Raw genomic sequence first — 24,742 nt, 5'->3', positions numbered from 1 at the left:
AAATGAAGTGCTTGTTGAAATACTTTGGAAATACCTTTTATAAAAGCTTTTCTGTATTTGTGGTTTTTCTGTTTGCAGCATGTGCCGAAACGGATAAAACCGAAGAGGAAATCGAGAAAATTACGATAGATTTAAAGGTTTCCAGGTTTGACCAAGAATTTGCAAGGGCGTCCGAGACCGATATCCCTAAATTAAAAACAAAGTATCCATATTTGTTCCCCGAACAATTTACGGACAGTGTTTGGGTAGCCAAACTAACGGATACCCTTCAGGTGGAATTATCGAACGAAGTTGAAAAGGCATTTCCCGATTTCGATAAGGAATCGGAAGAACTTGAATCCCTTTTTAAACATATAAAATATTATTTTCCGGGAATTCGAGTGCCCCACGTGGTAACCTTAACTTCGGATGTGAGATATGAAAATAGGATCATCTTAACAGATTCCCTGTTGTTGATAGGACTGGACAATTATCTCGGGGCGGACCATCATTTTTATGAAGGGATACAGCGGTATATTGCATCAAATCTGGATAAAAAGTATTTAGTGTCGGATGTATCCAGCGCATTTTCCAAAAAAGTACTTACGTATCCACGTAACAGAACATTACTTTCCCGAATGGTATACTACGGTAAAGAACTATACTTAAAGGATAAACTGATCCCGTTTGCAACTGACGCCCAAAAGATTGGATATTCCGATGAGGAAATGGAGTGGGCCGGCGCAAACGAAGAGCAAATGTGGAAATATTTTGTTGAGCGAGAATTATTGTACAGTACAGATACAGGTCTGGATAGAAAGTTTTTAGATCCCGCTCCATTTTCCAAATTTGGATTGGAACTGGACAATGAGTCGCCACCAAGATTGGGGCGATATATGGGCTGGCAGATCGTTAGGGCATATATGGAAAAAACCGGTGAAGGTCTAAAACAGTTATTGGATACGCCGGCAGATGAAATTTTAAAACAATCAAATTACAAACCAAAAAGATAAATGGCAGTAAAACATACTTCGGAGATTACATTGAAGGTTGGGCTGGACGAGAACAGAGTGCCCGAGGAGTTAAAATGGTCGGCACAAGATGGTGGAATTAACGAGGAAGAGGCCAAAGCCATGTTATTGTCCGTTTGGGACAGTAAAAATCAAGAATCCCTAAAAATCGACCTGTGGACCAAGGATATGCCCGTAGATGAGATGAAGGTATTTTTTCATCAAACTTTGGAAACAATGGCCGATACTTTTTATAAGGCTACCCAAGATGAAAAAATGACGGCCACCATGAAGGATTTCTGCGACTATTTTGCGGAAAAATTGGAATTGAAAAAGGACCGTTAGTCCAAGGGAGCGTTTACACGGTCAAATTTTGCTTTGTCCTCGCCGGTTAGGGAAAGTGAATTTTCAATTTTTTGCTTGGAAGGATGGAGCAATGCTAGGTAAAAAACCACCAGGGCCCCAATGATCAAATAGATCAGGTTTTGTGTGTGGATAAAGACTACAATTCCGAGGATAGCAGCCCCTTCCAATAAGGCATATTTTATGATCGAGGCGGTTTGGAACCTTGCCAGCTTGGTGCGTAGATCTATGCTGTCCGGTAAATTGCGTGTCATTTTCTTGAAAACCAAGTCGCCAAAAAAGATACTGCCAATAGCGCCCAAGGGTACTAGCGCCAAAAAAAAGTCATCTGTACTGGAAATATCGAATATCGCATTCTCAGTGTTAAAGTAAAAAAGTGTTCCTATAACAATGGGCGTTGCTGAAATGCCCATGTGCAATAATGACATTATCTTAATAAATCCTGCTGGGGAGAATCGTGTATCGTTGGATAGCATTTTTGTGGTTTAGGTGGTCTAAAGTACGGAATTGTGTGTTTGCTTTGCTAACTATTTTTATTAATCCAGTGCTTTGTAAAACATATTTGCACTGAGATATATCAAGATAGAGACGTTCAGATTAACAAGTTGTGTATTGGGGATATAGAATAGGTGTTGTGTAATGGCCGAGTTGGTGCAGAAGAAGTCAGCTCTTGTTTTGAAAAAAATCTTGATTGATCCCGTCAATAAAATTCAAAAGCTCTTCTCGTCCCATTCGGTTGGAGGATGAAGTGGTAAAATGTGGGGGTGCTTCTTCCCATACGCCATCCAATAACTTTTGAAGATAGGCTGCGGTCTGTTTTTTTATTGCATTGGGCTTAAGTTTGTCCGCTTTGGTAAAAATTATGGCGAATGGAATCTGATTAATGCCGAGCCACTCCATAAACTCCAAATCCACCGGTTGTGGATCATGGCGAACATCTACTAAAACAAAGGCACAAACCAACTGCTTTCTTTTTTGAAAATACTCGGTAATGTATTTCTGAAAGGTTTTTTTGTCTTTTTTCGAGACTCTTGCATATCCATAACCCGGCAAATCTACAAGAAACCAATTGTTGTTGATCTTAAAATGATTGATGAGTTGGGTTTTTCCAGGCCTTCCGGATGTTTTTGCCAAAGCCTTCCGCTCTACCAACATATTGATCAGCGATGATTTGCCAACATTGGACCGTCCTATGAACGCATATTCTGGTATGGGTTCATTGGGGCATTTGGCAACATTGGAGTTGCTCATTACAAATTCTGCCGATGTAATTTTCATGTTTAGAAGTTACGCTTTTTGAGCCAAGCCTCAAGAATACGGTTAAACTCATTGGGGTGCTCCATCATGGGGGCATGGCCACACTTTTCTATCCAATATAGGTCCGAGTCTGGCAACAATTCGTGGAACTCTGTGGCTACGTTGGGAGGAGTTACGGTATCGTTTTCTCCCCAAATAATACAGGTTGGGGTGTTCATGTGCGGTAAATCTTTCGACATATTGTGTCGAATGGCACTTTTGGCAATGGCCAATGTTTTTACCAGTTTCATTCTATCGTTTACCGTGGCAAAAACCTCGTCCACGATTTCTTTGGTGGCTACTTTTGGGTCATAGAAAACATCTTCTGCCTTCTTTTTTATGAATTCGTAGTCGCCACGCTTTGGGTATCCGTCCCCCATGGCACTTTCGTAAAGTCCCGAACTACCTGTAATTACAAGTGCCTTTACCATTTCGGGGTACATTTTGGTGTGTAGGAGTCCAATATGTCCGCCCAAGGAATTCCCAAGTAATATTACATCCTTTAAGCCTTTGTGTTCAATAAAGCCTTCTAAAAAGGTAGCAAAGTTCTTTACCGTAGTCTTTAATAGGGGCATATCGTAAATGGGCAGTTCCGGGATAAGGACCTTGTATCCCATGGAGGGGAAATATTCGGAAACCCCTTGGAAATTGCTCAGGCCTCCCATTAAACCATGTAATATAATCATAGGAGTACCTTCTCCTTTTTCTATATACCGGTATTTGCCATCATCGATTAAATGCTCCTCCATCAATAGTTAGTTGGTAGTAAGAGCGGCAAATATAGGAATTTCATATCACAAAGATTTTAGGATTTTGTCATATCTAAAATAACTTTTCTTAATCCAGTGGTTCTTCTTCTAAAAAGAGGACCATGTTGCTCTTCTGATTTTTTCTCCTAGTTTTGCTGCTTTTTTCTTAAAAGTGGAGAATTTATTAACAAAAGTGGTGTTAAGTGGAGAAATGTGGAAATAAAATCTATATATTTGAGTTGTATTAACTAACCAATTGATTTCTAGTGACCCATATCATAGGACAACATGATTGCAAAGCAGACTCCAAGGGAAGGGTTTTATTGCCCATTTCTTTGAAGAATCAGCTTTTGCCTGTTCTAAAAGATGGGTTTGTGATAAAAAGATCGGTTTTTCAGCAATGTCTGGAATTGTATCCCAAAGCGGAGTTTGATGTTTTGATGCAAAAAGTGATGAAGAAAAGCAAGATCAATCGCAAATACGATGCGTTTGTCCGAAATTTTGTTGCCGGAATGAAAGAGGTGAGCATAGATGGTGATTCGGGAAGGCTGCAAATCCCAAAAAATTTGGTGGAGTTTGCTGCAATCGAAAAAGAAGTGGTTCTAAATGCGGTTTTTGATAAAATCGAGATCTGGAACAAGGATATGTACGAAAAAGTCTTGGCAGAAGGGGAGAAGGATTATGCCGATCTGGCCGAGGAGATTTTTGATGATGATGAGTAGTGCATATCACAATCCGGTTTTGTTAAAGGAATCGGTGGACGGATTGAATATTAAAGAAGATGGAGTGTATGTGGATGTTACCTTCGGGGGCGGCGGACACTCCAAAGAAATTTTGAAAAGATTGGGGGAAAGTGGAAAGTTGTTCGCTTTTGATCAAGATGAAGATGCGCTCCAAAATGCGCTGGAAGATGGTAGGTTCCAGTTGATCAATCAAAACTTTCGCTATCTCAAACAATTTTTAAAGTTCTATGGCATTCGGAAAGTTGATGGAATCTTGGCGGATTTTGGGGTTTCCTCCCATCAGTTCGATGAGGCCGAACGTGGTTTTTCCATTCGGTTCAACGCAGATTTGGATATGCGAATGGACAAGAGCAACCAATTATCGGCCTATCAGGTGGTCAATGCCTATTCCCAAGAAGATTTAGCATCGGTTCTTTTTCAGTATGGTGAATTGCGAAATGCAAATGCCATGGCCAAAACTATTGTTGCGGCCCGGTCGGAAGAGCCTATCAAAACAACGGATGACCTTAAAAGGGTGCTCAAACGATTTTTGCCCAAGATGAAAGAGAACAAGATTTTGGCACAGATCTATCAAGCTATCAGGATAGAGGTGAACCAAGAAATTGAGGTGCTCAAGGAATTTTTGGAGCAAGTTCCCGAAGTGCTTGTCCAGGGTGGTCGGTTGAGCTTGATCAGTTATCACTCTTTGGAAGACCGGTTGGCGAAGCGCTTTATCCGGGCAGGCAAATTCGATGGAGAGCCGGAGAAGGATTTTTACGGGAACATCAATGTCCCGTTAAAAAAAGTAGGGGGATTGATAACGCCATCAGCAGAAGAAGTAAAGGTCAATAATAGGGCAAGAAGTGCAAAACTCCGCATTGCGGAACGCATATAGTAGATTCCCGCGAAGATGGGAATAACAAAACGAACACAAAATGAGAAAAGGATTGCTGGACATATTAAAAGGAAAATTTTTGGTGAGCGGAGATGCTCCCAAGAATTGGATGTTCCTGTTGTTTGCCTCGTTTTTGGCAGCAATGATGATTTCCAGTAGTCATAATGCCGATAAAAAAGTATTGGAGATCGCTCAATTGAACGAGGAGGTCCGTAAACTTAAAAGTGAGTTTTTTGAAGCTCGTTCCAGTGTGCAACAGTTAAAATTGGAATCAACGTTGCGCGAGGTTGTAGCGGAAAAAGGTTTGGTGCCTTCTAAAAATCCACCAAAAAAAATTAAAGTTAAATCATCGGAATAGTGGCCATCACCGAAAAAAATATAATGAACAGATTGTACCTCGTAGCAACGGGGCTTGTTGTTTTGGCCATAGCAGTGGTGGTGAAATTGGTGGATATCCAAATGGTGCAGGGCGAAAAATACAAGGAATTGGCGCTCAGCAAAACCGAGAAGATGTTCACTATTGAACCAAATCGGGGCAATCTTTATTCAGAAGATGGTAGTCTGTTGGCGGCATCGGTTCCAAAATATGAAATCAGGTTCGATGCCAAGACCGTATCACAAGAAAATTTTGAGAACCACGTAGGTGCCTTGTCCGATTCTTTGGGCAAATTGTTTGATCGTCCATCTTCGTATTACAGACAATTGTTCCGTAAGGCCAGGGCCAATGGCAATAGGTATAAACTGGTAGCTCGTAATGTGGGTTATTTGGATTATGTTAGGATCAAACAATTCCCGCTCTTTAACCTGGGGCCCTATAAAGGAGGTTTTGTGGAAACGCATCGTGTTGTGCGCGAATATCCTTTGGGTAAAATGGCCGCCCGTAGCATTGGTTACGAACGTGTTGACGAAAACGGTTACTATACCCGCGTAGGCCTCGATGGGGCATTTGGCGAAACCTATTTAAGAGGTAAAGAAGGCAAGCGCTTAAAACAGAAAATAGCCAAAGGGCAGTGGAAACCCGTTGGTTTGGATAATATTGTGGAGCCACAAGATGGATTGGATGTGGTGTCCACAATCGATGTCAATATTCAAGATATAGCGCATCACGAACTATTAAAGCAACTGGAAAAATACAAGGCCGATCATGGCTGCGTAGTGGTGATGGAGACCCAAACAGGGGAAATCAAGGCTATTTCCAACTTGGGTAGAACTTCTGAAGGAAAATATTACGAGAAATTGAATTATGCCGTTGGCGAGTCACATGAACCAGGCTCTACATTCAAATTGATGTCCCTTGTCGCTGCTATGGAAGATAAGGTGGTGGATACCAGTTCTGTCATCGATACGGAAAAAGGAAGGTATCGAATTTATGATGGTGTGGTGAAAGATTCCAGATGGGGCGGGTATGGAAAAATTACCGTATCCAGAGCATTCGCCGTATCCTCCAACACGGCATTCGCAAAAATCATTAATGAAAATTATAAAGAAGAGCCCGAAAAGTTTGTAAACCGCCTAATGAACATGGGGCTTCACAAAAAGTTGGATCTGCCCATTATAGGGGAGGGCGACCCGGTTATCCGTTATCCCGGTGACAAAGGATGGTCGGGGATATCTTTGGGATGGATGTCCCATGGTTACGAAGTATCGTTGACACCCATTCAAACATTGGCTTTTTACAATGCCATTGCCAATGATGGAGAATATGTGAAACCTCGTTTGATCCAAGAAGTAAGGGACGGCAACAAAGTGGTTAAGCGTTTTGATAAACAAGTGCTCAACTCCTCCATCTGTTCCAAAGAAACCGTGAAAAAAGCGCAACAATTATTAAAGGATGTGGTGGAGAAAGATTACGGGACAGGCCATAAATTATACTCCAAGAATTTTTCCATGGCCGGTAAAACAGGTACCACGCAGAAAAATTACGTAGCTAAAAACCCGGACAAGTTGGCTTATATCTCATCGTTTGCGGGTTATTTTCCGGCAGACAACCCCAAATATTCCTGCATTGTCGTGATTCACGAACCAGATAAGGAAGAAGGGTATTATGGAGCCGATGTATCCGGTCCGGTATTTAAGTCCATGGCCCAGAAGATCCATGCTATTTCACCCATGGTAGACGAAGTGGACGGTGGGAGTTTTAAAGATTCCGATTTGGACAAGGACTACCAACAATATTTTGCACAAGTACAAAAAAAACACAGCACCTTGCCCAATGTAAGGGGTATGAGTGGAATGGATGCCGTTTCCCTTTTGGAGAACCTTGGTATTCAGGTTGAGGTGCATGGAAATGGAAAGGTGAAGAAACAATCTGTTGATCAAGGCACCCGTCTTGATCAAGTAAAGAAAATAATATTGGAGCTTTCATGAAGTTATTGAAGGACATATTATATGGGGTAAGTCTTTCCGCAGTGAGCGGGGATACCAGTGTCATGGTGAACCAAATCCACTTTGATTCCAGAAAAGTGGAAATGGACGATGTGTTCGTGGCCATTCGAGGTACGGTGACAGATGGGCATGAATACATCCAAAAGGCTATAGATTTAGGTGCTAGGGCCATTGTCTGTGAAGAACTGCCGGAACTTGTTGTGAACGGTGTCACTTATCTTCAGGTGAACGATTGCAATAGTGCATTGGCGGTAATAGCATCCAATTTTTACGAAAACCCCTCCAAAAACCTAAAACTTATTGGGGTAACCGGCACCAACGGAAAAACAACGGTAACGACCCTGCTGTACAATCTGTTTAAAAAAGCAGGATTCAAGGTCGGGCTTATTTCCACGATTAAAGTGCTGGTGGATGATATCGAGCATAAGGCTACGCATACCACTCCCGATGTAATAACGATCAACGATTATTTGTCCAAAATGAACGATGTTGGTGTGGAGTATTGTTTTATGGAGGTGAGTTCTCACGGTATTCATCAAAAAAGGGCAGAGGGACTTTATTTTGAAGGTGCCATCTTTACCAACCTTTCCCATGATCATCTGGATTACCATAAAACATTTGCCGAATATCGGGATACCAAGAAAAAATTGTTCGATGGGTTGCCAAAAACGGCCTTCGCGCTGGTAAATATCGACGATAAAAACGGGCCTGTTATGTTGCAGAACACCAAGGCAAAAAAATACACCTACGCATTAAAATCCTTCGCCGATTACAGGGCACAAATTTTGGAGAAACAGTTCAATGGTCAATTGTTGAAAGTTGATGAGAACGAACTATGGTCCAAACTTATTGGAGATTTTAACGCATACAATCTGTTGGCCATCTATGCCACCGCGGATATACTAGGTCTAGAAAAAATGGAGACCCTTAGGTTGATGAGCGAGCTGGAAAATGTGGATGGAAGGTTTCAATATTATATATCAAAAGAGCGAATAACGGCAATAGTTGATTATGCCCATACGCCGGATGCACTCAAAAATGTGTTGGTTACTATCAACGCCTTGAGGACTGGAAATGAAAACGTCATCACCGTAGTGGGGTGTGGTGGTGACCGTGATAAGTCAAAGCGTCCGGTTATGGGTCATATCGCTTCAGAAATGAGCGATCAAGCCATATTTACCTCCGATAATCCACGAACGGAATCCCCTAAAACCATTATAGAAGAAATGGAAACGGGTGTGGAACCTCAAAATACCAGAAAGGTGTTGTCCATTGAAAACAGGAGGCAGGCCATAAATACAGCTTGTAAATTGGCAATGGCCAACGATATAATCCTTGTGGCCGGAAAAGGCCACGAGACCTATCAGGAAACCAATGGTGTCCGGGTAGATTTTGATGATTTTAAAGAAGTGAAAGAAGCTCTTAAGAGCCTAAAAAAATAATGTAGTCCATGTTATACTACTTGTTCGAATTTTTAGAGAAACAATACCAACTGCCGGGAGCAGGACTTTTTCAGTTCCTCACCTTTAGGGCTGCGATGTCCGTATTGTTATCGCTATTGATCGCCATGGTCTACGGAAAGCGGATCATCCTTTTGCTTCAAAAAAAACAGATAGGGGAAAGCATTCGGGATTTGGGTCTGGAAGGACAAAAACAGAAAGCTGGAACACCCACAATGGGAGGGTTGATCATTATTATGTCCACCTTGTTGCCGGTAATTCTTTTTGCCGATATCAAGAATATTTATGTGATTCTACTGATTGTGACCACCATATGGATGGGGATAATCGGTTTTATAGATGACTATATAAAAACCTTTAAAAAGGACAAACAGGGATTAAAGGGGCGCTTTAAAGTAATGGGGCAAGTTGTTTTAGGGTTGATTGTTGGCTTGACACTGTATTTCCATCCCGAGGTTACCATTAAGGAGAAAGATACCACAACCATAACCGAGAATTTTCGGGTAGAAAGTGTTTTTGGTGAAGAGACCAAGTCTGTACGGACCAATGTGCCCTTTTTTAAGAACAACGAGTTGGATTACGCAGACTTTATTTCTTGGATGGGAGAGGGGGCGGAAGATTATGCCTGGCTCATATTTATCCCGGTAGTGATCTTGATCGTAACAGCCGTGTCCAACGGGGCCAATCTAACCGATGGGATTGATGGTCTGGCCGCTGGTTCGTCCGCTATTATTGTGTTGACCCTGGGAATTTTTGCTTGGGTATCGGGGAACATTGAATTTTCCGATTATCTAGACATCTTTTACTTGCCCAGAGTGGGGGAATTGGTAGTTTTTATCGCGGCTTTTGTTGGCGCCTTGGTAGGTTTTCTATGGTACAATGCTTATCCGGCCCAGGTTTTTATGGGGGATACAGGGAGTTTAACCATAGGAGGAGTCATTGCAGTAATCGCCATTATAGTAAGAAAGGAATTATTGATACCGATTTTGTGCGGAATCTTCTTCGCGGAATCACTGTCGGTAATGTTACAGGTTGGGTACTTTAAGCATACCAAGAAAAAGTATGGCGAAGGTAGGCGAATATTCTTAATGGCGCCATTGCACCATCATTATCAGAAAAAATCCTACCACGAGAGTAAAATAGTGACCCGTTTTTGGATTGTTGGGATTTTGTTGGCCATAATTACCATAGTTACGCTAAAAATCAGATAATGGGTCGTTTGGTGATACTCGGTGGAGGAGAAAGTGGCGTAGGTACGGCCATATTGGGAAAAAAAGAAGGATTTGAGGTCTTTGTATCCGACAAAGGCGAAATAAAGGATAAGTACAAAAAAGTTCTTGAACATTTTGAGATTGAATGGGAATCGGGAAAGCATACCGAATCCAAAATATTGAATGCCGATGTAGTGATGAAAAGCCCGGGGATACCGGACAAGGTGCCGTTGGTTACAACATTGCTGGAAAAAAGGATTCCTGTGATTTCGGAAATAGAATTTGCATCAAAATACACCAAGGCAAGTTTGATCGGCATCACAGGTAGTAACGGTAAAACCACCACCACGATGTTAACCTATCATTTATTGAAAAATGAAGGTTTGCATGTAGGTATGGCTGGAAATATTGGAGATAGTTATGCTAAAATGGTGTCCGAAGAGGACTATGATCATTATGTATTGGAGATAAGCAGCTTCCAGTTGGATGGTATTGTGGATTTTAAGCCCCATATAGCCATGATCACCAATATAACACCCGATCATTTGGATCGATATGAGTATAAATTCGAAAACTATATCGCTTCCAAGTTCAGAATAGCCATGAATCAAGATGAAAATGATTACCTGATCTACGATGCCGATGATGAAGTAATCCTTGATTGGTTAAAAAAACACCCAGTTAGATCCAAATTGTTGCCCTTTTCTGTAAAAAGAAAACTGGACGAGGGAGCTTGGTTAGAAAACAAAAAGATAAAAATGAAATTAGAACATAAAACCTTGGAGATGAACGAAGATATTTTGGCCTTGGAAGGTCAGCACAACGTAAAAAATACCATGGCGGCCAGTATGGCGGCTATGTTGGTAAAAGTTAGAAAAGAAACTATTCGCCAAAGTATCCAGTCGTTTCAGGGAGTGCCCCACAGATTGGAGAAGGTGCTTAAGATAAACCATGTGGAATACATTAACGATTCCAAAGCGACCAATGTAAATGCTACATTTTACGCTTTGGACGGTATAAAACGACCTATTGTTTGGATTGCAGGCGGTGTGGACAAAGGCAATGACTATTCCGAGCTTATGCCATTGGTGAGGGAAAAAGTAAAGGCCGTTGTTTGTTTGGGAGTGGACAACTCCAAGTTAAAAGATGCTTTTGGGAATGTAATCGATTTGGTGGTCGAGACCTTTTCCATGGAAGAAGCCGTAAAAGTGGCCTATAAGATTGCAGAACGTGGAGATGCCGTTTTGTTGTCCCCAGCTTGCGCAAGTTTTGACCTGTTTTCCAATTATGAGGATAGGGGAGATCAATTTAAAAACGCAGTAAAAAAGTTGTAAAAAGTGTTGAGAGTATTCAAAAATCTGAAAGGTGATAAAGCCATTTGGGGTGTTGTGGCCCTATTGGCGCTTTTCTCATTTTTGCCAGTGTACAGCGCCAGTACCAATTTGGTTTATGTTAATGGAGACGGAACAACCTTGGGTCACCTGGTAAAGCATGCTGTATTACTGTTTTTGGGTTTTGGGATAATTTATGCCGTACACAGAATTCCTACCCATTACTTTAAAGGGCTGTCCATAATAGCTATGCCTATTGTTATTCTGCTTCTGATCTATACTTTGACCGTGGAAACCCGCATAGGTGGGGTAACGGCCAATCGTTGGATAAAAATTCCGTTGGTAGGTGTTAATTTCCAAACATCCACCTTAGCGGCAGTAGTCTTAATGATTTGGATTGCCAGATACCTGACCAAGATCAAAGACGTAAAGATAACTTTTAAGGAAAGTATTCTGCCACTCTGGTTACCGGTAGCTTTGGTAGTGCTATTGATTTTGCCAGAAAATTTCTCAACCGCAGCCATTATAAGTTTTATGGCTCTGGTTCTGTGCTTTTTGGGCGGATATCCCCTAAAGTATTTGTTTGCCATGGTAGCCACAGGGATTGTATTTGCAGGAATGTTCCTGTTCGTACTGTTCAAGGCGCCCGAAGTATTGCCGCAACGTGCCGGAACCTGGAAATCGAGGATAGAGACCTTTATCCATCCGGAACAAGCGGACAAGGACGATCTGCACCAGTTGACATTGGCTCAGATTGCCGTGGCGGAAGGGGGCATTGTAGGAAAGGGAGCGGGCAAGAGTGTGATGAAAAACTTATTGTCGCAGAGTACTTCCGATTTCATTTTTGCCATTATTATCGAAGAATATGGTTTGCTCGGCGGCGGAGCGTTGCTGTTTTTTTATCTACTGCTGCTTTTTCGTATTCTGGTAGTCGCACATTCGTCCAAAACAGTTTTTTCGAAATTACTGGTGATTGGGGTGGGTCTGCCTATTGTGTTCCAGGCATTCATCAATATGGCGGTGGTGGTCCAGTTGTTCCCTGTTACCGGTCAGCCGTTACCGTTGATCAGTATGGGAGGAACATCTATTTGGATGACTTGTATGGCGATAGGAATAGTTTTGAGCGCAAGCAATAAAAAGGAAAATTTGGAGGAGCAATCCCAAGGCATAGAAGATACAAACCCTTTAGAAGTATTAAGTGGGCAATTATAGATTTATACTATCTGGAGGAGGAACAGGGGGACATATATATCCCGCAGTGGCCATTGCCAACGAGCTAAAGAGGAGGTACCCGGATGCCAAGTTTTTGTTCGTGGGGGCAAAGGATAAAATGGAAATGGAAAAAGTGCCACAGGCCGGATATGAAATAAAAGGATTGTGGATTAGTGGAATACAACGGAAACTGACATTTAAAAATCTCATGTTTCCATTTAAACTGATGAGTAGTTTGTTAGGAGCGCGCAAAATAATAAAAGAGTTCAAGCCTCATGTTGCTATAGGAACAGGTGGGTTTGCTAGCGGCCCTTTGTTGCGAATGGCCGAAAGTTCTGGCGTTCCATGTGTGTTGCAGGAACAGAATTCTTTTGCAGGTATCACTAACAAACTATTGGCGGGCAAAGCGGAGAAAATTTGTGTAGCCTATGATGGGATGGAACGTTTTTTTCCGAAAGAGAAAATAGTGAAGACCGGAAACCCCATCAGAACAGATTTGATAGAACTGAAGGAAAATAAACAAGAAGCAGCTAATTTTTTTGGATTAGATGACAATAGAAAAACTGTTCTGGTTTTGGGTGGTAGCCTAGGGGCAAGAAGAATTAACCAGTTGATCGAAAAAGAGTTGGGATTTTTTCAAAAAAACCAGTTACAGGTACTTTGGCAATGTGGAAAACTGTATTTCGATGATTACAAAAAACATAACTCCGAAGCCGTCAAAGTATCGGCTTTTGTCAACCGGATGGATTTAGCCTATTCAATAGCCGATGTAATTATATCTAGGGCAGGAGCTAGCTCTGTGTCAGAGCTTTGTCTGGTAGGTAAACCGGTGATATTTATACCGTCTCCAAATGTGGCAGAGGACCATCAGACCCAGAATGCCAAAGCACTGGTCGCAAAGGAAGCTGCCATTTTGATCAAGGAAAATCAGTTGGATGCTGTATTTGAAGACAAGTTTTCCGAATTGCTGAAGTCCGAAAGCATACAAGAACGGTTGGGGACAAACATTAAAAAAATGGCAATGCCAAAGGCTACGGAACATATTGTGGACGAAATTGAAAAGTTGTTGAAGTGAATTTGAAGGATATACATAGCGTTTATTTTATCGGTATCGGTGGAATCGGAATGTCCGCTCTTGCCCGTTATTTCAATTTTATAGGGAAAGAAGTGGCCGGCTATGATAAAACCCCAACCCCAATAACTGAAGGTTTGGAATCCTTAGGTATCTCGGTTCATTTTGAGGACAATGTGGATTTGATTGCGGATACGTTCAAGCACCCACAAACTTTGGTGGTGTATACTCCCGCAGTTCCAACTTCACATTCTGAATATCAGTTTTATAAAAACAACGGCTTTGATATAAAAAAACGTTCTGAAGTGCTTGGGATTATAACCAAGGACTCATTCTGTTTAGCAGTGGCCGGGACACATGGTAAAACAACCACGACTTGTATTTTGGCGCATTTGCTCAAGGAGTGTAACTTGCCGATGACTGCATTTTTAGGGGGGATTTCGGAAGACTTCAATAGCAATTTTGTGCTGGATGGCACTGAATACTCTGTTGTTGAAGCCGATGAGTTTGATCGTTCATTTTTACGTTTGACACCGACGGTCGCATGCATCACATCTATGGATGCTGACCATTTGGATATTTATGGTAGCAAAGAGGAGTTGGAACGATCGTTTCATGAGTTCATTGGAAAAATCAAACCAGAAGGAAAGTTATTTGTGAGAAAGGGGTTGCCTTTGGTGGGAACCACTTTTGGGATAGAAGATGGAGCCGATTATTGCATTAAAAATATCGAAATTGAACAAGGAGCCTACATATTTGACATTGTGACGCCCTCGGAAGTAATCAAGAGAGTAACGTTCAACAAGCCGGGAAGACATAATCTGCTCAATGGATTGGCCGCTTTTGCAATGGCGGAACAAACCGGTTGCTCCTCGCATGCCCTTGCAAAGGCTTTAGGAACATTTAAAGGGGTTCAGCGTAGATTCTCGTATCAGATAAATACCAAGGATTTTGTTTTTATAGATGATTATGCACATCACCCGACCGAAATCAATGCAGTGCATCAAGCCGTCCGAGAAATGCATGCAGGAGAACAGGTCACTGTAATTTTCCAACCGCATTTATTTTCAAGAACACAGGATTTTGCCGATGATTTCGCAGATAGTCTTTCAGATTTTGACCATGTCATTTTACTGGACATCTATCCGGCCAGGGAAGAACCCATTGAGGGAGTAACATCGGAATGGCTGTTGGAAAAAATAAAGAACCCCAATAAAAAGCTGATTTCCAAATCGGAATTGGTAGGGGAGGCAAGTAACTGCAAATCAGGAGTACTCGTAACTCTTGGAGCAGGGGATATTGGACTTGAGGTTCCAAAAATTAAAAAAGCATTGGGCTATGCGCATTAATTGGGATTACATAAAACTTACATTTTTGTCCGTGGCCGTAGTTGCACTCTATGGCTTTGCCGGACACAGAAATCAACAGAAAAAAGTCGAAAATGTGACCGTGAAATTTGTTGGTGAAAGCAATTTGTATTTAACTGAGGATGCGGTTAATAAATTGTTAATACAAAATTACGGACCACTAAAAAATACGCCCAAAGAACAGTTAGTTTTGAATACCATAGAGGAGATTCTTTTATCCAACGATATGGTCAAAAATGCCCAGGTGTATCTTACTGTAAATGGGGAGCTTGTATCCAAGATTGTTCAGCGTAAGCCAATTGGTAGAATAGAGGGTGTCTCCAAGTTTTATTTGGATGATCAGGGCAAACGCATGCCGCTGTCAAAGTATCATTCGGCCAGGGTACCAATAATTACAGGAAAAATTACAGGAAAAACCCTCGAGGATGCCTACGTGATATTGGATTATATCAATCAAGATGATTTTCTGAGAAAGAACGTCATCGGGATACATATTGAGGAAGAAGGAAATTATCAGCTCAGATTTCGCATGGAAAATTTTGTTGTGAATTTGGGAGGAGTGGACAATTTGAACAAGAAGTTCAAAAATTTTATGGCCTTTTATGCAAAGGCGGCCAAGGACAATTCCTTGGAGGATTATGCAACAGTTAGTTTGGAATTCAACAATCAAGTGGTTTGCACCAAAATTTAAATTATGGAACAGGGTAATTATTCAGTTGGGTTGGATATTGGAACTACCAAGATCGTAGCGATCATTGGTAGGGAAAATGAGTATGGAAAGATTGAAATATTGGGTATAGGGCGCTCCAAAAGTTTGGGCGTTCACCGCGGTGTGGTCAATAATATAACACAGACCATATCGTCTATTCAGCAAGCTGTTGAACAAGCGGAGCTCAATTCCGGTTTAAAGATCGGTTCCGTTGTGGTTGGTATTGCAGGTCAACATATCCGGAGTTTGCACCACAGCGATTATATCACAAGACCAAATTCTGAAGAAGTTATAGATCACGTGGATTTGGATAAACTGTGCAACCAAGTGTATAAGTTGGTCATGCTGCCGGGCGAGGAAATCATTCACGTGTTGCCACAAGAATATAAAGTGGATGGCCAATCCGAAATCAAAGAGCCTGTGGGAATGTACGGTGGGCGCTTGGAAGCTAATTTTCATGTAGTGGTGGGTCAAGTATCATCCATTAAAAACATTGGGCGGTGCATTAAAAGTGCAGGTTTGGACCTAGGTAACATCACTTTGGAGCCTTTGGCATCTGCAGATGCCGTTCTTAGTCAAGAAGAAAAAGAAGCCGGTGTTGCTTTGATCGACATAGGAGGCGGAACAACCGACCTTGCCATTTTTAAGGATGGCATTATCCGTCATACCTCTGTTATCCCATTTGGGGGGAACGTAATTACGGATGACATTAAAGAAGGTTGCTCGATTATCGAAAAGCAGGCCGAACTATTGAAGATAAAATTCGGTTCCGCATGGCCTGGCGAGAACAAGGATAACGAAATAGTTTCCATTCCAGGGTTAAGAGGTCGGGAACCCAAGGAAATTACTTTAAAGAATCTTTCCAAGATTATTCATGCCCGCGTGGTGGAAATCGTGGAACAGGTGTATGTGGAGATCAAAAACTATGGCCACGAAGAACAAAAGAAAAAATTGATAGCAGGTATTGTTTTGACCGGTGGAGGCAGCCAATTAAAGCACCTTAAGCAATTGGTCGAATACATTACCGGAATGGATACCAGAATAGGATACCCCAATGAGCACCTTGCAGGGGACTCGGACGAAGAAGTAGCCAGTCCATTGTATGCCACGGCGGTAGGATTACTGATGAATTCTTTGGAAGCAAAAAAGAAGAATCAGGAGGTGCACCAAGAGGAAGTACACCAAGAAGAAATTTTGGTAGGCCAAGAAAACGAATTGGGAGCACAGGCGAACAAAGCTACGGTGACCCAAACGGAGAGAAAATCCATTTTTGACAAATGGTCTGAAAAGTTGAAGGACTTTTTGGATAATGCAGAATAATAACCCCAGTAGAGAAACACGACTGTCATGAGTAAGAACACTGAGTTTGACAACATCGCTTTTGATTTGCCCAAGAACAAAAGCAACGTAATTAAAGTTATTGGCGTGGGCGGTGGCGGAAGCAATGCCATCAACCACATGTTCCAGGCCGGAATCAACGGTGTGGACTTCGTAATCTGTAACACCGATGCACAAGCATTGCAAAACAGTTCCGTACCCAACAAAATCCAGTTAGGGGTATCCCTTACGGAAGGGCTGGGAGCTGGTGCCAATCCAGAAATAGGCGAGCAAGCCGCATTGGAAAGTATGGAGGACCTTAAGGCCATGTTGGACAATAACACAAAAATGGCCTTTATCACAGCAGGAATGGGTGGAGGTACAGGTACCGGAGCTGCTCCTGTTATTGCCAAGTTGGCCAAAGAAATGGATGTTCTTACGGTAGGTATAGTTACCATGCCGTTCCAGTTCGAAGGGGCCATGCGTAATAAGCAAGCGCAAATGGGGATAGAGAAATTGCGCGCAAATGTAGATTCTTTAATAGTCATCAATAACAATAAGCTAAGAGAAGTATACGGAAATCTTGGGTTTAAGGCCGGTTTCTCTAAAGCAGACGAAGTTTTGGCCACGGCAGCAAGGGGTATCGCAGAGGTAATTACGCACCACTATACACAAAACATCGACCTTAGGGATGCCAAGACCGTACTTTCCAACAGTGGTACGGCGATAATGGGGTCGGCTGCAGCCTCTGGTTCTGCAAGGGCTACCGAAGCCATTATGAAAGCTTTGGATTCGCCATTGCTGAACGATAACAAAATCAATGGTGCAAAAAATGTACTGCTGTTAATAGTTTCCGGCACGCAGGAAATTACAATAGACGAAATCGGGGAAATCAATGACCACATCCAGATTGAAGCCGGACATGGAGCCAACATAATTATGGGGGTAGGAGAAGATGAGAACTTGGGAGAAGCAATTGCTGTTACCGTGATCGCTACAGGCTTTAATGTAGATCAACAAGATAATATTGTTAACACCGAGTCCAAAAAAGTATTCTATACCTTGGAGGATGAGCAAACCGCAGAACAGGATTTAACTCCCGAATCCACTTCGGTGCACGAAGTGAATGTGGAGAATACGGTAACTCCAGAACCAACTCCCGAACCAGGGCCAAAAGTGGTGAAGCATACATTGGAAATGGAAGAGGAGCCCAAAATAGTCCCTCAAAAAATACAATTAAGAGATCCGGACTTGATACCGACCACTAGCTATATCAGAAACTTTAATGTTTTTTACGAAGAAGTGGTCGCAGAGAATGTGGAGGACGACTTTGTAATTATCGAGGCCAAAAATGTAATCAACAATATAAACGTTGTTGATGCGGAAGAGGTGTCCACAAAAAGCAATGAAGACCAATTTACCTTGAGTTTTGATATGCCATTGAACAATGAGGTAGAAGAAGAAGAAAAAGAGCATACCATAACGTTTAACCTAGATGATGATGGCTTAGGTGATGTGGAAGTAAACGATTACGTAGAAGTTAAGCCCGTTTTGGAATACAAGAAAGAAGGGGAGACACGTTACGACTTGCAAGAGTATATGGAGTTGGAGGAAAAACTGACCGGAGCCAAGTCAAAAGCAGAGACCCACGAACCAAAAATGGTCGAAAACGAAATTGTATTCGAGAAAAAGACCGTTAGGGTAGAAGAAAAAGATCAAGGAGCCGGTAAAAACGAGGAAACTACAGCCAATTTAGATCCGATGAACAGTTCCATCAGCGATATCCTAAAAGATAGGGCAGATGAGCGTAGGCGAAAGTTGAAAAACTTTAATTACAAGTTTCAAAACAATAGGAATAGCATAGACGATATTGAAAAGGAGCCCGCTTATAAGCGCCAGGGTGTCGATTTGAACGATGTTCCCAGAGAACAGAAAGTATCAAGGACTACCTTGGGGGAAGATAGCAACGATGATCTACAGTTGCGTTCCAATAATTCTTTTTTGCACGATAATGTTGATTAGTAGTGTTTAAATTAACTTCCATTTTTGTGGAAGGCATAAACCCGAAAGTAGACGTACTTTCGGGTTTATTTTTTATCTTCGCGATCTAAATCGGAATAGATGGGTTTGCAAGAAAAGGTAATGACAGAAATGAAAGCCGCAATGAAGGCCAAGGACACCGTTGCCCTAGAATCTTTGCGTGCTGTTAAATCGGCAATCTTGTTGGCCAAGACCGATAAAGGTGCGGGAGCAGAGTTATCGGAAGAGGACGAAATCAAATTGGTTCAAAAGTTGGTTAAGCAACGTAAGGATAGTGCGGCCATTTACAAGGAACAGGGCCGCGATGATTTAGCAGAGCCCGAATTGGCGCAAGTGGCCGTAATTGAAAAGTTTTTGCCCGAGCAGCTTACAGAAGAAGAAATTGAAAAAGTAGTGGTGCAAACCATCGATGCCGTTGGAGCTTCCGGTATGCAAGATATGGGAAAAGTAATGGGAATTGTTTCCAAAGAATTGGCCGGACAGGCGGATGGCAAAACTATATCATCGATTGTAAAAACAAAATTGAGTTCACTATAATAAACTGGCCCAGTAGTTCAACTGGATAGAATATCAGATTTCGGCTCTGAGGGTTGGGGGTTCGAATCCTCCCTGGGTCACAAAGACAGTAGAAAGCAAAAAGTCTGGAAATACATCCAGACTTTTTTTGTGCTATATTCAATGTCTTTCAACCAACTGCATAAAATCAACGAATTGGTTTTTGGGTATCAGACCATTAATCCAAGCCAAAAAGGGTTTTAGCATCCTCAAAGGTTGGTGGTATGTTTGAGGCCAATCCAGTTTGGTCGGCCACATTCGCAGGCACCAAGACATAGCGAATTGTAAAGGCTGGGTTATTCAAGATTTCTAAATAAAGACCACTAGTATCGGGGTCAGTCAATAATACGAGAATACCATTAAATCCTTCAGAGACATTTAGAACTCCATATTCAAACTTCGCATTGTATAATTCAAAAGGTAGCAAATAGGTTGTGGTATATTCATCATTTATTATTTTTAAATACACGAGTACTACACCTCCACTGGCAGTAAACTCTTCTATATCTAGTTCTGGAACTTCAATTTGCATTGAGCTTATAGCGGGCTCTGATTCGGTCCAGTTGATGTTAAACCAATCAGAGGCAATTACATTGGCATTGCCATCTTCACCTGCGGGTCCTTGGGGACCTTGTTCACCGTTTATGCCGTCCATCCCATCAAGGCCATCTTCCCCATCTTTACCAGAGCAAGATGTTAGGGTAATACTTAGGCCTATGAATAGATAAAAGGCCATTTTCCATAAATTTAAACGTGTTGTTTTCATAATTAAATGTTTCAAGATTAATAAAGGATTTTACTTCGGAAGGATCAAACGAAATTGTTGGGAAGGAATATTAAATCTTTTGACAAAGGTCTTTTGATTGCCAATTTCAGCTATCGCAACATTCATTATTGCTTCCAAGTATGGGTATGTTTATAGTTAATAATAGGTCAAAATTAAGATGGGATACATGTATGATTTTGGTTCAATTGACAAATGCCCCTTTTGAATTGACGAATAATACAGTTGGAAAAGCCTGAACATAATTTTGAAGTAAAATACCTACAACAATTATTTGGTTGTGCTTTGATTTCTTGTTTCCTGAATCTTAAAAATTACTATTACTGGATGGCTCTTTTTGTCAATTAGTCCAATTACTATGAAAACACTGATTTTTGACTTTAAGCAGCATAACCAGCTTTTAAACCATGACCTGCCTGAATTCATTTCTTCGAAACCAGATGCATAATAGTTTGTCAATAATCGGTTTAGGGTTTCATTCTAACTAATCCTGGTGTTTTAAAAAAAAATGAAAGGAACACCTTTATTTTTAGACAAAATCTTCAATACCAACAAGCAACCATAAAAATTCCAGAATTTATGAAGTATCGAATAATGGTTTTTCTGTTTTTAACAGGTGTTTTAGTTCAAGGGCAATCCATAGATTATAATACCAAAAAAGGGTATGCAGCTCATGGATATGATGTGGTCGCCTATTTTGATGGTATCGCGACCATGGGCAAAGACCAATTTACCGCCATGTTTGATGGAGTAAATTATAAGTTTGTGAGCAAGGCAAATCTGGAAAAGTTTGTTGTACAACCCAATAGTTATGTACCACAGTATGGGGGTTATTGTGCCTATGCTGTCGCAGTAAATTCAAAAAAGGTTAATGTAGATCCCGAAACTTTTGAGATAAGAGGTGGAAAACTTTATCTATTCTACAACAAAGGAAAGAACAATACCCTCCAATTTTGGTTGAACCAATCACCGAATTCCCTTATATCGAAAGCGGATATAAACTGGGAGAATATCAAGAATTGAATATCTTTAAGGGCATGAGATTTCTGAGAGTGGACAACCTTTTGTATCCTATCGCTGGATGAGTTGCTTTGTTCGCATATAAATACGTAAATAATTAAACAATAACTATGTTCAAATCAACCTTGGATACATTGGAACAGTTTAAACAGGTTCTTTTGGAACTGCCTAAAGATTGTTACTCCCAATCATGTAATATATTGTCCAATGCCAGTATAGGTCAGCATACAAGACATGTGATCGAGCTTTACCTTTGTTTGATCAAGGGGTATGATCAAGCAGATGTGTCCTACGATAGAAGAAAAAGAGACCGTAAAATTGAAAAAGACCTATCGTTTGCCATTGAGAAATTGGCTTTTATACAAATGCATTTAAAAAAGCCCAACAAGGCCATTCAGATCAGTTATGAACTTAATGGTGAAATACTTACATTGGATACCAATTACCACCGGGAAGTTATGTACAACTTGGAACACACCATTCATCATCATGCGTTGATCAAAATTGGGATATGTCATTTTTCGGACCAGAAAGTGCCCGAAACTTTTGGAGTTGCTCCTTCCACCTTACAATTTAGAAAAGAATGTGCACAGTAAGTTTTATATCGTCCGGTGGACAACGTTTTATTACATCGAACAGGGACGAGCATATTGATCGTCCTATGGCATTGCGGCCACAAGAAGAAACCATAGGTTCGGTGAAGGTACTTTTTCCAAAAGATCCCAAGGCGGGGGGTACCTGGTTCGCCATAAATGAAAACGGTTCGGTAGCTGTGCTGCTGAACGGTGGTTTTGTGGGTCACCCGCCCAATGGAAAATATGAAAGGAGCAGGGGACTGGTGCTTTTGGATATTGTTGTTTCTGACAATCCCTTAGCTTTGTTGCAAGAAATTGACCTATTGAGAATAGAACCCTTTACATTGGTGTTGTACACAGCCGAATTGCTGGAGTTTCGCTGGGACGGCCATCAAAAATACTTTAGGCCGTTGAACAAGGATAAAAATTACATATGGTCATCATCAACACTTTACCAAGATAAGGTGATCGAACACAGGCAAACGTTGTTTAAAAAGTTTGTGAAAGGCAACTCCTTCATAACTTCTCAAGATGTGGTCGATTTTCACTCGAACAATCATGACGATTTTGAGAACGGATTTATAATCAATAGGGCATCGGGCTTAAAAACCTTTAGTGTAACACAGGCCATATTGAACAAAGAGAGCGATGTTGTAATGCGTCATTTCGACCTGCTCAACAAAGTTGATTATGAAGTGCCCTTTTCCACCGGTCAGCTGATCAATTAAAACTATATGGGTCCATTAAAGCTCGCTTGGCATAAAATCACACATTGGGAATATTGGCCTTTCTGGTTGATTTATTATCCGATGTTTCCAGTTTGGCTTTATTATTCGATAAGAGCACGTTCTTTGTTCTTTTTTAATGCCGCCAATCCAGGCATGAAGAATGGGGGAATGGCCATGATATCCAAAATGGATATTTACAATATGATTCCTGCCCAATACATACCAAGAACAATATTTGTAAAAAAGGACGAGACGGCCGACCAGGCATTGGAACGGGTTTTAAATTCCGGGATCGCATTTCCCTTTATAGTCAAGCCCGATATTGGAATGAAGGCGTTTGGCGTGGAAAAAATCCATAATAAGGATGAATTTCAAAAATATGTAAAATGGAGTCCCTCCCATTTTTTGGTTCAGGAATTTGTTCCGTTCCAGAAGGAAGTTGGTGTTTTTTATGTTCGAAAACCGGGAGAGGCCAAAGGCAAGATTACTGGGGTCGTGTCCAAAGAATTTTTGTCGGTTACGGGTGATGGTAAAAGTACCTTATTGCAGTTGATCAAGAGTAATCCGAGGAGTCATTTTCAATTAAAGGTGCTAAAACAAAAGTTTGGTGATCAGTTAAACAATGTCCTCCCCTTGGGAAAAGAATTTGTTCTGGTGCCCTATGGTAGTCACACCCGAGGAGCCAAATTTGTGGACATCTGTCATTTGATCAATGCGGATTTGAACAATACCATAAATGAGGTATGCACACAAATGAGCGGCTTTTATTATGGTCGACTGGATGTTCTTTGCAATACCTTTGAGGAATTTTGTATAGGAGAAAAATTTAGTATTATCGAAATAAATGGGGCAGGCGGGGAGGCGACCCATATTTACGACCCCAAACATTCGCTGTTCTGGGCTTGGCGCGAAGTGGCTCGCCATTGGAACCAATTATGCGAAATAAGCATACTAAATTATAAGCAAGGTCATTCATATCTGAGCTTCAGGGATGGCAGAACCATGCTCAAAGAGTCCGGAGCTCTTCAATCTCGGTTAAAAGTAGTTTAGCAGGGGTTATAAAATGCCACTGATAAAACTTTCCATGGCCTTTGGTTTTGATATGGGCGCGAATCGTTTTATAGGTTTTCCGTTTTTGTCTATTACAAACTTGGTAAAGTTCCATTTGATCTTACCTCCCAACAATCCTCTTAATTCTGATTTTAAATATTTAAAGATCGGGTGTGTGTCGTTACCGTTCACATCGATTTTGGCAAACATTGGAAAACTGACCCCGTAGTTTATTTGGCAAAACTCCTTGATGTCATTGGCGTCTCCCGGTTCTTGGTTTCCAAACTGATTGCATGGAAACCCCAAAACCACCAATCCTTGGTCCTTATATTTTGTATAGAGGTCTTCCAGGCCCTCGTATTGCGGAGTCAATCCACATTTACTTGCAGTATTCACCACAATAATGGTTTTGCCTTTATAGTTTTTCATGGATTCTGTAGTACCGTCCAATCGTTCTGCTTCAAAATTGTAAAACTCCATGGTTATTTGTTTTTGTCTTTAAGGTGTTCAAATGCTCTCGTGGACCAAAGGGCCCATAGAATTAAAACGGGCTGAAAAAACAACCGAACAAATCTCTTGAGATCGGTGTCCAGTCCAAATGCGTCAATGGCATTCGTGTATTGAGAAATGTTTCCTGGAAAAATCAAAACATAGAAAATGGCAAGCGCAATGCCCACTTTTGCTTTGTATTTGGTCAATAAAACCATGGATAACCCCAATAAAATTTCTATCACACCAGAAGCTACCACTATAAAATCCATAAAAGCTTCGCTTGTGGGCAACCATCGGGGCACTTGGGCCTGAAACTCTTCCCTTTGAAAAGTGAGGTGTGCTATTCCGGCCATCATCATTAAAAGGCCAAGGATGACCCTAAATACATTTTGCATCGTACTTAAATTCATTTAAAAACTT

General features: G+C 41.3%; 26 protein-coding genes and 1 tRNA gene. 21 read left to right on the top strand and 6 right to left on the bottom strand.

What is annotated here, in order from left to right; genetic code table 11:
• The first annotated feature begins 2 nt into the window (after positions 1–2).
• Both gldB and gldC read left to right on the top strand, forming a co-directional pair.
• Positions 3–992, top strand: a complete 990-nt coding sequence (gldB, locus tag ACXAFK_RS13490; RefSeq protein WP_474958082.1) for a gliding motility lipoprotein GldB — start codon at positions 3–5, stop codon at positions 990–992.
• The gene (gene gldC / locus ACXAFK_RS13485; protein WP_224837544.1) at positions 993–1,334 is read left to right on the top strand and encodes a gliding motility protein GldC; all 342 of its coding nucleotides are present in this window, start codon (positions 993–995) and stop codon (positions 1,332–1,334) included.
• On the opposite strand, the gene ACXAFK_RS13480 is transcribed toward gldC, so the two are convergent.
• From ACXAFK_RS13480 to ACXAFK_RS13470, 3 genes are all read right to left on the bottom strand, one after another.
• Positions 1,331–1,828, bottom strand: a complete 498-nt coding sequence (locus tag ACXAFK_RS13480; protein ID WP_474958081.1) for a hypothetical protein — start codon at positions 1,826–1,828, stop codon at positions 1,331–1,333. The two genes, gldC and ACXAFK_RS13480, sit on opposite strands and share 4 nt — an antisense overlap.
• A gap of 187 nt (positions 1,829–2,015) precedes the next feature.
• Complete coding sequence (gene yihA, locus ACXAFK_RS13475; RefSeq protein WP_224837546.1) at positions 2,016–2,630, bottom strand: ribosome biogenesis GTP-binding protein YihA/YsxC; 615 nt, start codon at positions 2,628–2,630, stop codon at positions 2,016–2,018.
• Between the two features lie 2 nt (positions 2,631–2,632).
• Positions 2,633–3,397, bottom strand: a complete 765-nt coding sequence (locus ACXAFK_RS13470) for an alpha/beta fold hydrolase (RefSeq protein ID WP_224837547.1) — start codon at positions 3,395–3,397, stop codon at positions 2,633–2,635.
• Between the two features lie 266 nt (positions 3,398–3,663).
• Between ACXAFK_RS13470 and ACXAFK_RS13465 the strand changes: the two genes are divergently transcribed.
• The 15 genes from ACXAFK_RS13465 to ACXAFK_RS13395 all read left to right on the top strand — a co-directional run bounded on the left by ACXAFK_RS13465 (position 3,664) and on the right by ACXAFK_RS13395 (position 19,735).
• Entirely contained in the window at positions 3,664–4,119 is a 456-nt protein-coding gene (locus tag ACXAFK_RS13465) for a division/cell wall cluster transcriptional repressor MraZ (RefSeq protein ID WP_224837548.1), read from the top strand.
• Complete coding sequence (gene rsmH / locus ACXAFK_RS13460; RefSeq protein WP_474958171.1) at positions 4,112–5,014, top strand: 16S rRNA (cytosine(1402)-N(4))-methyltransferase RsmH; 903 nt, start codon at positions 4,112–4,114, stop codon at positions 5,012–5,014. The genes ACXAFK_RS13465 and rsmH overlap by 8 nt, the downstream gene beginning before the upstream one ends.
• 40 nt (positions 5,015–5,054) lie before the next feature.
• Positions 5,055–5,372 (top strand): FtsL-like putative cell division protein, encoded by a 318-nt coding sequence (locus ACXAFK_RS13455; RefSeq protein WP_224837550.1) that lies wholly within the window; start codon positions 5,055–5,057, stop codon positions 5,370–5,372.
• Complete coding sequence (locus ACXAFK_RS13450; protein WP_474958080.1) at positions 5,372–7,381, top strand: penicillin-binding protein; 2,010 nt, start codon at positions 5,372–5,374, stop codon at positions 7,379–7,381. Before ACXAFK_RS13455 ends, ACXAFK_RS13450 begins: the two co-directional genes overlap by 1 nt.
• Positions 7,378–8,841, top strand: a complete 1,464-nt coding sequence (locus tag ACXAFK_RS13445; protein ID WP_474958079.1) for a UDP-N-acetylmuramoyl-L-alanyl-D-glutamate--2,6-diaminopimelate ligase — start codon at positions 7,378–7,380, stop codon at positions 8,839–8,841. Before ACXAFK_RS13450 ends, ACXAFK_RS13445 begins: the two co-directional genes overlap by 4 nt.
• Before the next feature lie 8 nt (positions 8,842–8,849).
• Positions 8,850–10,070 (top strand): phospho-N-acetylmuramoyl-pentapeptide-transferase, encoded by a 1,221-nt coding sequence (mraY, locus tag ACXAFK_RS13440; RefSeq protein WP_474958078.1) that lies wholly within the window; start codon positions 8,850–8,852, stop codon positions 10,068–10,070.
• Entirely contained in the window at positions 10,070–11,404 is a 1,335-nt protein-coding gene (gene murD, locus ACXAFK_RS13435) for a UDP-N-acetylmuramoyl-L-alanine--D-glutamate ligase (protein ID WP_474958077.1), read from the top strand. The genes mraY and murD overlap by 1 nt, the downstream gene beginning before the upstream one ends.
• A 3-nt stretch (positions 11,405–11,407) precedes the next feature.
• Positions 11,408–12,613: an FtsW/RodA/SpoVE family cell cycle protein gene (locus ACXAFK_RS13430; protein ID WP_293296445.1), complete on the top strand. Its 1,206-nt coding sequence runs from the start codon at positions 11,408–11,410 to the stop codon at positions 12,611–12,613.
• Positions 12,600–13,688: an undecaprenyldiphospho-muramoylpentapeptide beta-N-acetylglucosaminyltransferase gene (gene murG / locus ACXAFK_RS13425; protein WP_224837556.1), complete on the top strand. Its 1,089-nt coding sequence runs from the start codon at positions 12,600–12,602 to the stop codon at positions 13,686–13,688. Before ACXAFK_RS13430 ends, murG begins: the two co-directional genes overlap by 14 nt.
• On the top strand, positions 13,685–15,034 hold the full coding sequence (gene murC / locus ACXAFK_RS13420; RefSeq protein ID WP_474958076.1) for a UDP-N-acetylmuramate--L-alanine ligase: 1,350 nt from the start codon (positions 13,685–13,687) through the stop codon (positions 15,032–15,034). Before murG ends, murC begins: the two co-directional genes overlap by 4 nt.
• Positions 15,024–15,743 carry a cell division protein FtsQ/DivIB gene (locus tag ACXAFK_RS13415; RefSeq protein WP_293296441.1) on the top strand — a complete coding sequence of 240 codons (720 nt, stop codon included), beginning with the start codon at positions 15,024–15,026 and terminating at the stop codon, positions 15,741–15,743. Before murC ends, ACXAFK_RS13415 begins: the two co-directional genes overlap by 11 nt.
• A 3-nt stretch (positions 15,744–15,746) precedes the next feature.
• Positions 15,747–17,081, top strand: a complete 1,335-nt coding sequence (ftsA, locus tag ACXAFK_RS13410; protein ID WP_474958075.1) for a cell division protein FtsA — start codon at positions 15,747–15,749, stop codon at positions 17,079–17,081.
• A gap of 27 nt (positions 17,082–17,108) precedes the next feature.
• On the top strand, positions 17,109–19,100 hold the full coding sequence (gene ftsZ, locus ACXAFK_RS13405; protein WP_474958074.1) for a cell division protein FtsZ: 1,992 nt from the start codon (positions 17,109–17,111) through the stop codon (positions 19,098–19,100).
• 99 nt (positions 19,101–19,199) lie between these two features.
• Entirely contained in the window at positions 19,200–19,655 is a 456-nt protein-coding gene (locus tag ACXAFK_RS13400; protein ID WP_474958073.1) for a GatB/YqeY domain-containing protein, read from the top strand.
• A gap of 6 nt (positions 19,656–19,661) precedes the next feature.
• Positions 19,662–19,735 (top strand) — tRNA-Arg (locus tag ACXAFK_RS13395).
• 116 nt (positions 19,736–19,851) lie between these two features.
• Here ACXAFK_RS13395 and ACXAFK_RS13390 read toward each other — a convergent pair.
• Entirely contained in the window at positions 19,852–20,439 is a 588-nt protein-coding gene (locus ACXAFK_RS13390; protein ID WP_474958072.1) for a hypothetical protein, read from the bottom strand.
• A gap of 597 nt (positions 20,440–21,036) precedes the next feature.
• Between ACXAFK_RS13390 and ACXAFK_RS13385 the strand changes: the two genes are divergently transcribed.
• From ACXAFK_RS13385 to ACXAFK_RS13370, 4 genes are all read left to right on the top strand, one after another.
• Positions 21,037–21,480 carry a YHS domain-containing (seleno)protein gene (locus ACXAFK_RS13385; RefSeq protein ID WP_474958071.1) on the top strand — a complete coding sequence of 148 codons (444 nt, stop codon included), beginning with the start codon at positions 21,037–21,039 and terminating at the stop codon, positions 21,478–21,480.
• Positions 21,481–21,587: 107 nt separating this feature from the next.
• Positions 21,588–22,073, top strand: a complete 486-nt coding sequence (locus ACXAFK_RS13380) for a DinB family protein (RefSeq protein ID WP_474958070.1) — start codon at positions 21,588–21,590, stop codon at positions 22,071–22,073.
• The gene (locus ACXAFK_RS13375; protein ID WP_474958069.1) at positions 22,061–22,780 is read left to right on the top strand and encodes an NRDE family protein; all 720 of its coding nucleotides are present in this window, start codon (positions 22,061–22,063) and stop codon (positions 22,778–22,780) included. Before ACXAFK_RS13380 ends, ACXAFK_RS13375 begins: the two co-directional genes overlap by 13 nt.
• Before the next feature lie 6 nt (positions 22,781–22,786).
• Entirely contained in the window at positions 22,787–23,830 is a 1,044-nt protein-coding gene (locus tag ACXAFK_RS13370) for a D-alanine--D-alanine ligase (protein WP_474958068.1), read from the top strand.
• Between the two features lie 6 nt (positions 23,831–23,836).
• Here the strand turns inward: ACXAFK_RS13370 and ACXAFK_RS13365 are convergent, their stop codons facing one another.
• Both ACXAFK_RS13365 and ACXAFK_RS13360 read right to left on the bottom strand, forming a co-directional pair.
• The gene (locus ACXAFK_RS13365; protein ID WP_474958067.1) at positions 23,837–24,310 is read right to left on the bottom strand and encodes a glutathione peroxidase; all 474 of its coding nucleotides are present in this window, start codon (positions 24,308–24,310) and stop codon (positions 23,837–23,839) included.
• Positions 24,311–24,312: 2 nt separating this feature from the next.
• The gene (locus ACXAFK_RS13360) at positions 24,313–24,732 is read right to left on the bottom strand and encodes a DoxX family protein (RefSeq protein WP_338196302.1); all 420 of its coding nucleotides are present in this window, start codon (positions 24,730–24,732) and stop codon (positions 24,313–24,315) included.
• Positions 24,733–24,742: the final 10 nt, after the last annotated feature.

This window comes from Flagellimonas sp. ABD4_174, from assembly GCF_056160185.1.
Note: the sequence above shows the minus strand (reverse complement) of the source record. Positions and strands in the feature narration are given on the sequence as shown.